The following is a 15,001-nucleotide window of genomic DNA, read 5'->3' as shown; positions in this document are numbered from 1 at the left end:
TCACCTTCCGGTCCGGCCCTGGCGCTTGCGCAGGCCGGCAGCGCGGGCGCGACGGCGTTCACCGCGCGCGGAAACGTCCTCGGCGTCGACGGTGGGTTCGGGCTCGGCCGCGTTCCCGGCGGCGCCCGTCCGGTCGAGCAGCGTCGCGAACTCGGCGATGGTCGGCTTCTCGAAGAGGGTGGCCGGGGCCAGCTCGACGCCGAACTCCTTGCCCACCCGGCCGATCACCACCATGCCGATCAGCGAGGTGCCGCCGAGGTCGAAGAACGGGTCGTTGACGCCGACGCGCTCCAGGCCCAGGCAGTCCTGCCACACCACGCCCACCCGCTCCTCGACCGGGGTGCGCGGGGCCACGTAGGGCACGCGCAGGTCCGGGCGCGGGTAGCGCTCGCCGGTGGACTCGGTCAGGCCGCCGCCGACCAGCGCGTCCGTCGTGCCCATCTGCGCCAGCGCGGCCAGCACGTCGGTGAGCTTGATCGGCGACACGGTGACCTGCGCCTGGTCCGAGGCGACGACGCGGGACAGCAGCCCGGTGCCCTCGTCGGTGGGGATGCCGAGCTCCTCGCGGAACTTCCGGGACTCCTCCTGCGCCTCGGCCGAACCGGCCAGGCCCGCCGTGGTCCACGGGTCGAGCTGCCAGGGGCCCCAGGCGACCGAGACGACCTTCTTCGCCACCCCGCCGGTGACGGCCTCCGCGACGGCGAACGAGTCGAGGAAGGCGTTGGCCGCGGAGTAGTCGGTCTCGCCGACGTCGACGGTCAGCGTGACCATGGACGAGTAGAGCACCAGCAGCTCCACCGGGTCGGCGCGCAGCGCGTCGGCCAGCGCCAGGGTGCCCGCCACCTTCGGGGCCAGCACCGCCGCCGCCTGCTCCTCGCTGCGGTTCTGCAGCAGGCCGCCGCCCGCGACGCCGGCCGCGTGCACGACGCCGTGCAGCTCGCCGTAGTGCTCGCGGACCCGGCGCACCAGCGGGCCGACCTGCTCGGGGTCGCTGACGTCGGCCTGGGCGACGAGCACCTCGGCGCCCAGCGCGCGCAGCTCGCGCACGGCCAGCAGCACGCCGCTGGTCCGGTCGTCCACGCCCTTCTCGGCGATCCACGCGTCCCAGGTGTCCTCCGGCGGCAGCGCGGTCCGGCCGGTGAGCGCCAGCCGCGCGCCGATCCCGGCCAGCCGCCGGGCGAGCGCGAGGCCGAGCGCGCCCAGGCCGCCCGTGATCAGGTAGACGCCGTTGGGGCGCCAGGCGTCGGCGTCGTCGACCTCGGGCAGCTCGACCTCGTCGAAGTCGCGCACCCAGCGGCGACCGCCGCGCCAGGCCACCACGCCGATGCCGTCGACGGTGCCGGCGGTGGAGGCGGCCAGGGCGTCCAGCTCGCGCAGCGCCTGGGCGGCCGGGTCGCCGCCCGAGCCGACGTCGTCGCCGAAGTCCGCGTACTGCGAGCGCACCAGCGGGTACTCGGCGGCGATGCTGTCGGTGACCGCGGCGATGGTCGCCGCGTGCGGGTCGCGGGCGTCGCCGCCGAGCACGTCGAACCCGCCGGCGGCCAGGGTGAGCAGCTCCACCCGGCGGTCGGCGCACTCCGCGCCGATGGCCTTGCCCAGCCTCATCAGGTCGAAGAAGCCGCGTTCCAGGGCGGTGTCGGCCAGGCCGTGGGCGTGCACGACGCGCAGCGGGGCGCCGGGCGTGCCGGCCAGCAGCGCGCGGTAGTCGTCCACGTCGGCGCGACCGGGCTCGGGGCGCACCACCCGGTGACCGGCGGCGGTGGCCAGCGCGGCGAACCGGTCGGCGAACCAGCCGTCGTCGGCGAGCAGCACCAGCGGTCCGGGCTCGGCGGGCGCCGGGCGGGTGCTGTCGCGGCGCCAGGTCGGCGCGTACGCCTTGAGGCCGTCGTAGACGAGCCGGTCGGCGGCCCGCTCGGGCGCGGCGGCCAGGTCGCCGAGGGACCGGTCCGCGCCGCGCGCGGCGGTCTGCGGCCAGTAGCGGGTGCGCTGGAAGCGGTACGCGGGCAGCGGGACGAACCGGCGGTCCTCCCCCGCGCCGCGCGCCCAGCCCACCGGCACGCCGTGCTCCCACAGCGCGCCGAGGGCGGCCAGCCAGCCGCGCCGGTCCGCGCCGGGCACGGGGTCCGGCAGCAGCGACACCACGGGGGTGCGGGCCAGGTACTCGCCCGCGGCCTCCGCGCCCGCCTCGCCCAGCCCGGCCTCGACCAGGACCTCGGCGTGCCGGCCCAGGGTGAGCAGGCCGTCGGCGAAGCGGTCGGTGTCGGCGGCCCAGTAGGCGGGGTCGCGCACCTCCGCCGCGGTGATCGGGGCCCCGGTGCGCGGGGACACGACGGTGATCAGGGCGTCGGTCGCGGTGGCGGGCACGGTGCCGTCCAGCGCGAGGGCCAGGCCGGCGCCGGTCGGGACCAGGCCGCCGACGACCGCGGCGACGCACTCGCCGACCCCGCGGCCGAGGACGGCGGCCGGGAGCAGGTCCCAGGCGGCCAGCAGCCGCGCCAGGGCGTACTCCACGGCGAACACCGCGGCCCGCTCGACGAGGGCCGGGTCGGCGCCGCCGCCCTCCCCGTAGAGCGCGTCGTGCAGGTCCACGCGGCCGTTGAGCAGGGCCGCGCACTCGTCGACCGCGGCGCGGAACGCCGGTTCGGTGCGGTACAGCTCACCCGTCGTCCCCCGCCACGCGCCCGGCGTGCCGGGGAGCAGCAGGGCGGAGCGCCGTTCGTCCTCCACCACCGAGCCGGTGATGCCGGCCCGCAGGGCGGCGACGGCGTCGGCGGTGTCGCGCACCAGCAGCGCCGACCGCACCGGCAGCGCGGTCCGCCCGGCCCTGGTGGTGTGGGCGACGTCGGCCAGGTCCAGCTCGGGGTGCGCCTCCAGGTGGTCGGCCAGCGCCTCGGCGTTCTCCCGCAGGGCGGCCTCGCCGTGCCCGGACACCGCCAGCAGCTGCCACGGCTCGCCCGGTCGCGGCGCCTCGGGTTCCGGCGCGCGCTCCAGGACGAAGTGGACGTTGGAGCCGGACCAGCCGAAGGAGCTGACGCCCGCGCGCAGCACGCCGTCCGCGTCGGCCGGGAAGGGCCGCGCGCCCGGCACCGGCCGCACCGGGCCGTCCGGCACGATCACCGAGTTGGGCTTCTCCATGTGCAGGTTGCCCGGCAGGGTGCCGTGCTCCAGCGCCAGCACGGTCTTGACCAGGCCGGCCATGCCCGCCGCGGCCAGGGTGTGGCCGACGTTGGTCTTGACCGCGCCCACGAACAGCGGTTCGGGGGCGGCGCGGTCGCCGAAGACCTCGCCCAGCGCGGTGATCTCGATGGCGTCGCCGAGCTGGGTGCCCGAGCCGTGCGCCTCGACGTAGCCGACCTCGTCCGGGGTCGCGCCCGCGTCGGCCAGGGCGGCGCGGATGACGGCGGTCTGCGCGGCCCGGTTGGGCGCGGTCAGGCCGTTGCTGCGGCCGTCCTGGTTGGTGGCGCTGCCGCGGATGATCGCGCGGGCGCGCCGGCCGGCGCCGACGTCCTCGGCGCGGCGCAGCACGACCACGCCGCCGCCCTCGCCCATGACGTAGCCGTCGGCGGACTCGTCGAAGGTCTTGGTGCGGCCGTCGGCGGCGAGCATGCTCATCTTGCTGTTCTGCACGAACAGGTCCGGGTTGATGATCGCCGAGCTGGCGCCGACGATCGCGATGTCGCACTCGCCGCGGCGCAGGCTCTGCACGGCCAGGTGCGCGGCGCTCAGCGCGGAGGAGCACGCCGTGTCCACGGTCAGGCAGGGCCCGTGCAGGTCGAGGTGGTGCGCGATGCGGCCCGCGGCGGCGGACAGCGAGCTGCCCAGGCCGAAGTACGGGTCGTCGGACGCCTCGATGCCGTCGGCCTCCAGCTGGCGCATCGAGTACTGGATGGTGTCGATCAGCCCGGCGAACACGCCGGTGCGGCTGCCGCGCAGCTCCTCGGCGGTCAGCGAGGCGTCCTCCAGCGCCTCCCACACCAGCTCCATGAGCAGCCGGAACGTGGGGTCGAGGCGGCGCGCCTCCTGCGGGGAGAGGCCGAAGAACCCGGCGTCCCAGCCCGCGATGTCGGTCACGAACGCGCCCTGCTGGGTGTACGCCTTGCCGGGCGCGGTGCGGTCCGGGTCGTAGAACTCGGCCGCGTCCCAGCGGTCCGCCGGGACCTCCCGGACGACGTCCCGGCCCTCCACGAGGTTGCGCCAGAACGCGTCGGGGTCGTCGCCGCCGCCGGGGAACCGGCAGGACATGCCGACCACGGCGATCTCCCGGCCCGGTTCGGCGACGACCCGCGCGGGGCCGTGCACGGCGACCTCCCCGCCCCGCGGCGCCAGTTCGGCCAGCAGGTGCGCGCCGAGGGCGGCCGGGCTCGGGTGGTCGAAGACCGCGGTCGGCGGCAGCGCCAGCCCGGTCTCGGTGTTGAGCCGGGTGCGCAGCTCGATCGCGGTGAGCGAGTCGAGGCCGAGCTTGGTGAACAGCTGCTTCGCGCCGATCGGCTCGTCGGTGCCGTCGCGGCCGAGCACGGCGGCGGTGTGCGTGAGGACGAGGTCGAGCAGCACGCGCTCGCGCTCGGCCGGGGGCATCCCGGCGAGCCGGGTCCGCCACGCGGCCGCGGCCTCGACGTCCTCCTCGGTCTCGCGGGCCTCGGCCTCGGCGATGGCGACGACCTCGGGCAGGTCGCCCAGCAGCGGGCTGGGCCGCAGCGCGCCGAACGGCGGGGCGAACTTCTCCCACACCAGGGAGGCGATGGTCAGCGCGGTCTCGTCGCGGTCGAGGGCGCGGCGCAGCGCGGCCACGCCGACCTCCGGCGCCATGGTGGGCACGCCCAGGTCGCTGAGCATCGCGTCGATCTGCTCGCCGACGCCCATGCCGACCTGGCCCCAGCGGCCCCAGGCGATCGAGGTGCCGGGCAGGCCGCGGGCGCGGCGCTGCTGGGCGACGGCCTCCAGGTAGGCGTTGGCCGCGCCGTAGGCGCTCTGCACGGCGTTGCCGATGGACGCGGCGATCGAGGAGAACAGCACGAAGGCGTCGAGGTCGAGGCCCTCGGTCAGCTCCTCCAGGTTGCGGGTGCCGGCGACCTTCGAGCGCAGCACGTCGGCGTAGCGGTCCCGGTCCATCGCGTCGATCAGCGCCAGGTCGAGCACGCCGGCGAGGTGGAACACGGCGCGCAGGTCGTCGCGCACGCCGTCCACGACGGTCCTGAGCGCCTCGCGGTCGGCGACGTCGCAGGCGGTGACGGTGACCCGGTCGCCCAGCTCCTCGCGCAGGGCGGCGGCGCCGGGGGCGTCCTCGCCGCTGCGGGAGACGAGCACGACGTGCGCGGCGCCCGCCTCGACGAGCCAGCGGGCCACGACGCCGCCGAGGCCGCCGGTGCCGCCGGTGACCAGGACCGTGCCGCGGGGCTTCCACGAGCGCTCCGGCTCGGTGGGCGCGGCGTGCACCAGGCGGCGGCCGAACGCGCCCGCCGCGCGCAGCGCGACCTGGTCCTCGCCGCGCGGACCGGTGAGCACGCCCGCGAGCAGCGCGCGGACCCGGTCGGACGGCTCGGCCGGCACGTCCACCAGACCGCCCCACAGCCGCGGGTGCTCCAGCGCCGCGGCGCGGCCGAAGCCCCACAGCGTCGCCTGGAGCGCGGAGGACGGCGCCTCGTGCGGCCCGGTGGCGACGGCCTGGCGGGTGAGCGTCCACAGCGGACCGCCGAACTCGCGGGCGGACAGCTCCTGGACCAGCGACAGGGTGGCCTCGGCGCCGAAGGACAGGCCGTCGGTCTCGGTCTCGTCCAGCGCGACCAGCGACAGCACGCCGTCGAACGGCGCGAGGCCGTCCAGCGCGGCGGTCACGGCGGCGCGGTCGGGCGCGTCGAGGACGACGCTGTCGACCTCGGCCCCCGCCAGCGCCGCGAGCGCGGCGGCGGACCAGTCGTCGGTGCGGGCCGGGGTCACCAGCAGCCAGCGGCCGGTGGCCGCGGTCGCGGCGGGCGTGAACGGCGCCCACCGCGCGTGGTAGCCCAGGTCGTCGACCTCGGAGTCCACCGCGCGGGCGCGCCGCCAGCGGGCCAGGGCGGGCAGCACGTCGCCCAGCGACCCGCCGTGGTCGGGCAGGTCCAGCTCGGCGGCCAGCTCGGCGACGTCGCCGCCCTCCACGACCTTCCAGAACCGGGCGTCCTCGCCGGTCGCGGTCGCGGCCGGGCCGCCGGGGTCGGACAGCCAGTAGCGCTTGCGCTGGAACGGGTAGGTCGGCAGCTCGACCACGCGGGCGCCGCTGCCGTCGAGGTAGGCGGTCCAGTCGACGGGCACGCCGTGGGCGTGCAGCGCGCCGAGCGCGGCGAGCAGGGTGCGCGGCTGGTCGCGGTCCTTGCGCTGGGCGGCGGCGAACACCGCGTCCTCCGGCAGGGTGGCGCGGCCCATCGCGGTCAGCACCGCGTCCGGGCCCAGCTCCAGGAACGCGGTCGCGCCCCGCTCGTGCAGGGTGCGCACGGCGTCGGCGAACCGCACGGTGCCGCGCACGTGCTCGACCCAGTAGCCGGGGTCGGTGAGCCGGTCGGCGAGCTGCCCGGTCAGCGTCGAGACCACCGGGATCGCCGGCTCGGCGTAGGTGACGCCCCGGGCGACCTCGGCGAAGTCGGCGAGCATCGGGTCGACCAGCGTGGAGTGGAAGGCGTGCGAGACCGTGAGCCGGGTGGTGCGGCGGTCGGCGAACCGACCGGCCACCGCGAGGACCGGGCCCTCCGCGCCGGAGAGCACGACGGCGCGCGGGCCGTTGACGGCGGCCAGGGACACGTCGTCGGTCAGGTGCGGGCGGACCTCGTCCTCGGTGGCCTCGACGGCGACCATCGCGCCGCCGGGCGGCAGCGCCTGCATCAGCCGGCCGCGGGCCAGGACCAGCGCCGCCGCGTCGGCCAGGGAGAACACCCCGGCCACGTGCGCGGCGGCGATCTCGCCGACCGAGTGGCCCGCGAGCAGGTCCGGCTTCACGCCCCACGAGGCGACGAGGCGGAACAGGGCCACCTCCAGCGCGAACAGCGCGGGCTGGGCGAACTCGGTGCGCTCCAGGCGTTCCGGGTCGTCCCCGAAGACGACCTCGCGGACGCCGGGCAGGTGCGCGAGCACCTCGTCGTAGGCGGCGGCGAAGGCCGGGAACGCGTCGTGCAGCTCGCGTCCCATGCCGACGCGCTGCGCGCCCTGACCGGTGAACAGCGCGGCCAGCCGACCGGCGGCGGCCGTGCCGGTGATCGCGCCCGGGTCGCCGTCGGCCACCGCGCGGAGGCCGGCGAGCAGCTCCTCGCGGTCCGCGCCGACGACGACGGCCCGGTGCTCCAGCGCGGCGCGGGTGGTGGCCAGCGACAGGGCGACGTCCACCGGCTCGCCGGCGGACCGGTCCGCGCCGGGCCGGTCCGAGCTGGGCCAGTCCGAGCTGGGCAGCAGCGACGCCGCCTGGGCGCGCACCGCCGCCGGGGTCGCGCCGGAGAGCACCCACGGCACGACGGCGGGCGGCACGACCTCGCGCGGGGCCTCCGGCTCGGCCGGGGCCTGCTCCAGGATGACGTGGGCGTTGGTGCCGCTGATGCCGAACGACGACACCGCGGACCGGCGCGGCCGGGCCACCCCGGGCCACTCGACCTGCTCGGCGAGCAGGGTGACCTCGCCCGCCGACCAGTCGACGTGCGGGGTGGGCTCGTCGAGGTGCAGGGTGCGCGGGACGACGCCGCGGTTCATCGCCTCGACCATCTTGATGATCCCGGCGACGCCGGCGGCGGCCTGGGTGTGGCCGATGTTGGACTTGACCGAGCCGAGCAGCAGGGGCGTCTCGCGGTCCTGGCCGTAGGTGGCCAGCAGCGCCTGCGCCTCGATCGGGTCGCCCAGGCGGGTGCCGGTGCCGTGCGCCTCGACCACGTCGACGTCCGAGGTGGACAGTCCGGCGTTGGCCAGCGCCGCGCGGATGACGCGCTGCTGCGACGGGCCGTTCGGGGCGGTGAGGCCGTTGGACGCGCCGTCCTGGTTGACGGCGGAGCCCTTCACCACCGCGAGCACGCGGTGGCCGTTGCGGCGCGCGTCGGACAGCCGTTCCAGCACCAGCACGCCGACGCCCTCGGCCCAGTTCGTGCCGTCGGCGGCGGCGGCGAACGGCTTGCAGCGGCCGTCGCGGGCCAGGCCGCGCTGCCGGGAGAACTCGACGAACATGTTCGGCGAGGGCATCACGTTCACGCCGCCCGCGAGGGCGAGCGTGCACTCGCCGGAGCGCAGCGCCTGCGCGGCCAGGTGCACCGCGACCAGCGACGAGGAGCAGGCCGTGTCCACGGAGACCGCCGGGCCCTCCAGTCCGAGCGAGTAGGACACGCGGCCGGAGACCACGCTCGCGAACGAGGCGGTGCCCAGGAAGCCCTCGACGTTCTCCGGGATCGCGGTGAGCCGGGAGATGTAGTCGTTGGACAGCGCGCCGGCGAACACGCCGGTCGGGGTGCCGCGCAGCGACCTCGGGTCGATGCCCGCGCGCTCCAGGGCCTCCCACGAGGTCTCCAGCACCTGCCGCTGCTGCGGGTCCATCGCCAGCGCCTCGCGCGGGCTGATGCCGAAGAAGTCCGCGTCGAAGTCGGCCGCGCCGGTCAGGAACGCGCCCTCGGAGGCGTAGGTCGTCCCCTTGTGGTCGGGGTCGGGGTGGAACAGGGTGGCGAGGTCCCAGTCGCGGTCGTCGGGGAACGGGCCCACGCCGTCGCGGCCCTCGGCGACCAGCTGCCACAGCTGCTCGGGCGAGCCGACGCCGCCGGGGTAGCGGCAGGCCATGCCGACGATGACGATCGGGTCGTCCGAGGTGGCCGCCGCGACGACCTGCGCCCGCACCACGTCCTCGCCGCCCAGCTCGGTGCGCAGGAGGTCGGTCAGCGCGGCGGGCGTCGGGTAGTCGAAGACGAGCGTCGCGGGCAGCCGCAGGCCGGTGGCCGCGCCGAGCCGGTTGCGCAGCTCGACGGCGGTCAGCGAGTCGAAGCCGATCTCGTTGAACGCGCGGTCCGCCTCGATCGCGGCCGAGTCGGCGCGGCCCAGCACCACGGCGACCTCGCGCCGGATGAGGTCCAGCAGCAGTTCGTCGCGCGCGGCGCGGTCGAGACCGGCCAGCCGGCGGTGCAGCTCGCCCGCCTGCCCGGTGGCGGCGGCCTTGGCCTTGGCCCGGCCGGACGCGCCGACCAGCTCGCGCACCAGCGGCGAGATCGGGGTGTCCGCGGCGATGCCGCGGACGGTGGCCCGGTCCAGCTTCAGCGCGAGCAGGACCGCCCGGTCCACGGTGAGGGCCCGGTCGAACATGGCCATGCCCTCGACGGGCGCGATCGGCGGGAAGCCGCTGCGCCGCATCCGCTCCTCGCCCTCGTCGCCGAGCTGCCCGCGCATCCCGCCGGACCACAGGCCCCAGGCCAGCGACTGGGCGGCGAGGCCCTCGGCGCGGCGGCGGGCGGCGAGGCCGTCCAGGAAGCCGTTGGCGGCGGCGTAGTTGGCCTGGCCCGCGTTGCCCAGCACGCCCGCGGCGGAGGAGAACAGCACGAACCAGCGCAGCGGCAGGTGCCGGGTCAGCTCGTGCAGGTGCCAGGCGGCGTCCACCTTGGGCGCGAACACGCGGGTCAGCCGCTCGGGGGTCATCGCGTCGAGCAGGCCGTCGTCCAGCACGCCCGCCGAGTGCACGACACCGGTCAGCGGGTGCTCGGCGGGGACGGCGTCGAGCAGGGCGGCCACGGCGGCGCGGTCGGCCGCGTCGCAGGCGGCGATCGTGACCTCCGCGCCCAGGCCGGTCAGCTCGGCGGCCAGCTCCGCCGCGCCCGGCGCGTCCGGGCCGCTGCGGCTGGTCAGCAGCAGGTGGCGGACGCCGTGCTCGACCACGAGGTGGCGGGCCAGCATCCCGCCGAGGCCGCCGGTGCCGCCGGTGACGAGCACCGTGCCGTCGTGCTCCGGGCCGCGCGGGACGGTCAGCACGAGCTTGCCGACGTGCTTGGCCTGGCTGATGAAGCGGAACGCCTCGGCGGCGCGGCGCACGTCCCAGGTGCGCACGGGCAGCGGGGTGAGCGCGCCGGAGTCGAACAGCTCGACGACCTCGGCCCACATCCGGGTGAACTGCTCCGGGCCGGCCTCGATCAGGTCGTACGGGCGGTAGTGCACGCCGGGGTGCCGCTCGGCGACCTCCGCCGGGTCGCGCTGGTCGACCTTGCCCATCTCCATGAACCGGCCGCCGCGCGGCAGCAGCCGCAGCGAGGCGTCCACGAAGTCGCCGGTCAGCGCGTTGAGCACGACGTCGACGCCGCGCCCGGCGGTGGCGGCCAGGAAGTGCGCCTCGAAGTCGAGGGTGCGGGAGTCGGCGATGTGGTCGTCGTCCAGGCCGTACCCGCGCAGGACGTCCTGCTTGCCGGTGCTCGCGGTGCTGTAGACCTCCGCGCCCAGGTGGCGGGCGATCTGCGCGGCGGCCATGCCCACGCCGCCCGCGCCCGCGTGGATCAGCACCGACTCGCCGGCCGCCAGGCCGGCGAGTTCCTTGAGGCCGAAGTAGGCGGTGAGGAAGACCAGCGGCACGGACGCGGCGGTCTCGAACGACCAGCCGTCCGGGACGCGGGTGACCATGGCGCGCTGGGCGGTGGCGACGGTGCCGATGCCGCCGACCGCGACGCCCATCACCGCGTCGCCGACGGCCAGGTCGCGCACGTCGTCGCCGACCTCGACCACGATGCCCGCGACCTCGTTGCCCAGCGGGCCGGGGTCGCCCTCGAACATGCCGAGCACGTTGAGCGCGTCGCGGAAGTTGAGGCCCGCGGCGGCGACGGCGACGCGGATGTCGCCGGGCGCCAGGGGCTCCAGGGCGCGCGGTTCCAGGCGCAGGTTGTCGATGCTGCCGCGCTCGGTCATGCCCAGCCGCCACTCGCCCTCGGCGGGCGGGACCAGCTCGTCGCGGCCGGGCACCGCGGCCAGGCGCAGCGCGGTGAACCCGCCGTCGCGCACGGCGAGCTGCGGTTCGCCGGTGGCCAGCGCGGCGGCCAGCACGTCGGGGTCGATCCCGCCGGACGCGGTGTCGACCAGCACGTACCGGCCGGGCTGCTCGGACTGGGCGGAGCGCACCAGGCCCCACACGGCGGCGGCGGCCGGGTCGACCACCTCGGCGTCGACCGCGTCACGGGTCAGCACGACCAGCGTGGTGTCGGCGAAGCGCTCCTCGGCGCTCCACCGCTGGAGCACGGCCAGCACGTCGCGGGTGGCGGCGTGGGCGGCGGCGACGGGGTCGCCGCCGGTGCTCACGGGCAGCACGACGACCGGCGGCACGTCCTCGGCCGGCGAGTCGTGCCGGAGGGAGTCGTAGTGCGCCCACTCGACCGGAGCGGCCCCGGGCGTGGGCACGGGCCGCCACTCCAGGCGGAACAGCGATTCCAGCCCGGTCGGCTCGGCCGCCCGGAAGTGCTCGGCGTCGACCTCGCGCAGCACCAGCGAGCCGACCGCGGCGACGGGCGCGCCGGTGCCGTCCGCCGCGCGCAGCGTGACCGCGCCGGACCTACCGGGCGTCAGCTCCAGGCGCAGCGCGGTGGCGCCGGTGGCGTACAGGGCGATGTCCTGCCACAGGAACGGCAGCTTGGCGCCGGCACCCTCGCCGGTCATCAGGCCGATGGCGTGCAGGCCCGCGTCGAGCAGCGCCGGGTGCAGCCCGAAGCGCTCCGCGTCCTTCTCCGCGTCGCCGCCGGTCGGCAGCGCGACCTCGGCGAACACCGAGTCGCCCCGCCGCCAGGCCGCGCGCAGGCCGCGGAACACCGGGCCGTACTCCAGGCCGTTGCGGGCGAAGACCTCGTAGACGTCGTCCAGCTCGACGGGGGCGGCGTCGCGGGGCGGCCACTCGGCCAGGTCGAAGCCGGCCGCCGGGGCGGACGGCGCGAGCGTGCCGGAGGCGTGCCGCGTCCACTCGCCGTCGGTGGCGCGGGAGTGCAGGGTGACGGCGCGGCGGCCGGAGTCGTCCGGCGCGGTCAGCACGACCTGGAGGTCCAGCGCGTCGGCCAGCAGCACCGGTTCGTGCAGGGTCAGTTCCTCCAGGTGCGCGCAGCCGGCGTCGTCGCCCGCGCGCAGGGCCAGTTCGACCAGGGCGGTGCCGGGCACCAGCACGGTGCCCGCGACGGCGTGGTCGAGCAGCCACGGGTGGGTGGTGCGCGAGACCCGGCCGGTGAACAGCAGCCCGGCGCCGTCGGCCAGGGTGACGGAGGCGCCCAGCAGCGGGTGGTCGGCGTCGACCAGGCCCAGCCCGGCCGGGTCGCCCGCCGCGCCGGTGCCGCGCAGCCAGAAGCTCTCCCGCTGGAAGGGGTAGGTCGGCAGGTCCACCGCGCGCGCCCCGGTGCCCGCGAAGTGGGTGGTCCAGTCGACGCGCTGGCCGCGGGCGTGCAGCTCGGCCAGGGCGGTCATCGCGGTAACCGGCTCGGGGCGGTCGCCGCGCAGCACCGGCAGGCTGAGCACGGCGTCGTCGGGCAGGGCGCGCGCGACCACGCCGGCCAGCACCGGGTCCGGGCCCAGCTCGACGAACCGGACGACGCCCTCGGCGCGCAGCCAGGCGACGCCGTCGGCGAAGCGGACCGGCTGCCGCACGTGCCGGGGCCAGTAGCCGGGGGTGGTGACCTCGTCCGGGCCGGCCAGCCGGCCGGTCACGTTGGACACCACGGGGATCTGCGGCGCGTGGTAGGTGACGCCGTCCGCGACCTCGGCGAACTCGGCGAGCATCCCGTCGATGCGCGCGGAGTGCGAGGCGTGCGTGATGCGCAGGTGCTTGGTCTTGCGGCCCCGGGCGGCGAACACGGCCGCCACCGCGAGGGTCGCCTCCTCGTCGCCGGAGAGCACGACCGAGTCCGGGCCGTTGATCGCGCCGATGCCGACGCCGTCGACCAGCTCGGCGCGGACCTCCTCCTCGGTGGCCTGCACGCTGACCATGGCCCCGCCCGCGGGCTGGGCCTCCATCAGCCGGCCGCGCGCGGCGACCATCCGGGCCGCGTCGGCGAGCGTCCACACGCCGGCCACGTGCGCGGCGGCCAGCTCGCCCGCCGAGTGGCCGACGACGAAGTCGGGGCGCACGCCCCAGGACTCCAGCAGCCGGAACAGCGCCACCTGCACCGCGAACATGGCGGGCTGGGCGTAGGTCATGCGGCTGAGCAGGTCCAGGTCGTCGCCGAACACGACCTCGGCCAGCGGCCGGTCCAGGTGCTCGTCGAGCGCGGCGGCGGCGGCGTCGAACGCCTCGGCGTAGGCGGGGAACGCGGCGTGCAGCTCGCGGCCCATGCCGACGCGCTGCGAGCCGATGCCGGAGAACAGGAACGCGGTGCGGCCGACCAGCGGCGCGCCCTCGACCACGCCCACCGCGGGCTCGCCGGCGGCCAGCGCGGTCAGGCCCGCCACCAGGTCCTCGCGGGTCGAGCCGACGACCGCGGCGCGGCGTTCGAGCGGCGTGCGGGTGCCGGCCAGCGACCAGGCGAGGTCCAGCGGGTCGGTGCCGGTGTCGGTGGCGACGGCGAGCAGGCGGTCGGCCTGGGCGCGCAGGCCCTCCTGGCTGCGGGCGGAGAGCACCCACGGCAGGACGGCGGGCGGCGTGCCGGTCTCGGCGGTCTCCTCGACCTCGGGTGCCTGTTCGAGGATGACGTGGGCGTTGGTGCCGCTCAGGCCGAAGGACGACACGGCCGCGCGGCGGGGGCGGCCCACCTCGGGCCACGGGCGCTGCTCGGCGAGCAGCTCGACCGCGCCCGCCGACCAGTCCACGTGCGGGGACGGCTCGTCCACGTGCAGCGTGCGCGGCAGGACGCCGTGCCGCATCGACTCGATCGCCTTGATGATCCCGGCGACGCCGGCGGCGGCCTGGGTGTGGCCGATGTTGGACTTGATCGAGCCCAGGTAGAGGGGCTCGGTGCGCTCCTGGCCGTAGGTGGCGAGCAGCGCCTGCGCCTCGATGGGGTCGCCGAGGGTGGTGCCGGTGCCGTGCGCCTCGACCACGTCGACGTCCGCCGTGGACAGACCGGCGTTCGCGAGGGCCGCGCGGATGACCCGCTGCTGCGACGGGCCGTTGGGGGCGGTGAGGCCGTTGGACGCGCCGTCCTGGTTGACGGCGGAGCCCTTCACCACCGCGAGCACGCGGTGGCCGTTGCGGCGCGCGTCGGACAGCTTCTCCAGGACCAGCACGCCGACGCCCTCGGACCAGCCGGTGCCGTCGGCCGCCGCGGCGAACGCCTTGCAGCGGCCGTCGGGGGCCATGCCGCGCTGCCGGGAGAACTCGACGAACGTCTCCGGCGTGGCCATCACGGTGACGCCCGCCGCCAGCGCCAGCGAGCACTCGCCGGAGCGCAGGGCGTGCGCCGCCAGGTGCACGGCGACCAGGGAGGAGGAGCACGCCGTGTCGATGGTGACCGCCGGGCCCTCCAGGCCCAGCGAGTAGGACAGCCGGCCGGACAGCACGCTGTTGGACGAGCCGGTGCCGAGGAAGCCCTCGACGTCCTCGGGCACCGAGCCCAGCCCGGACACGTACTCGGTGCGCATCGCGCCCGCGAACACGCCGGTGTCGCTGCCCTTCAACGAGGCCGCGTCCAGCCCGGCCCGTTCCACGGCCTCCCAGGCGACCTCCAGCAGCAGCCGCTGCTGGGGGTCCATGGCAAGTGCCTCGCGGGGGGAGATGCCGAAGAACCCCGCGTCGAACTCGTCCGCGTCGTGGAGGAAACCGCCCGCGTCGGCGTAGCTGGTGCCGCGGTGCTCCGGGTCCGGGTGGTAGAGCGACCCCAGGTCCCAGCCCCGGTTGGTCGGGAAGCCGGTGATGCCGTCGCCGTCCCGGACCACCAGCTCCCACAGCTCCTCCGGGGAGGTCACCCCACCGGGCAGCCGGCAGGCCATGCCGATGACGGCCAGCGGCTCGGACCCGCTCTCCTCGGCCTCGCGCAGCCTGCGCCGGGTGTCGCGGAGTTCGGTGGTCAGCCTCTTGAGGTAGTCCAGCGTCCGGTCGTCGGTGGTCATGCCGCGGTCCTCCTTGCGGTGGCGC

General features: G+C 76.7%; 1 protein-coding gene. It reads right to left on the bottom strand.

Translation table 11 applies throughout. The features are described from left to right. A complete protein-coding gene (locus ACRAKJ_RS15570; protein ID WP_438925349.1) occupies positions 1-14,976 on the bottom strand; it encodes a type I polyketide synthase in 14,976 nt (4,991 codons plus the stop codon). Positions 14,977-15,001 lie beyond the last annotated feature (25 nt).

Source organism: Saccharothrix sp. DSM 118769, from assembly GCF_052936295.1.
Note: the sequence above shows the minus strand (reverse complement) of the source record. Positions and strands in the feature narration are given on the sequence as shown.

What these genes read in the sequence shown, in the direction of transcription:
- ACRAKJ_RS15570 (WP_438925349.1), bottom strand. Translation starts at nt 14,976, where the DNA reads ATGACCACCGACGACCGGACGCTGGACTACCTCAAGAGGCTGACCACC.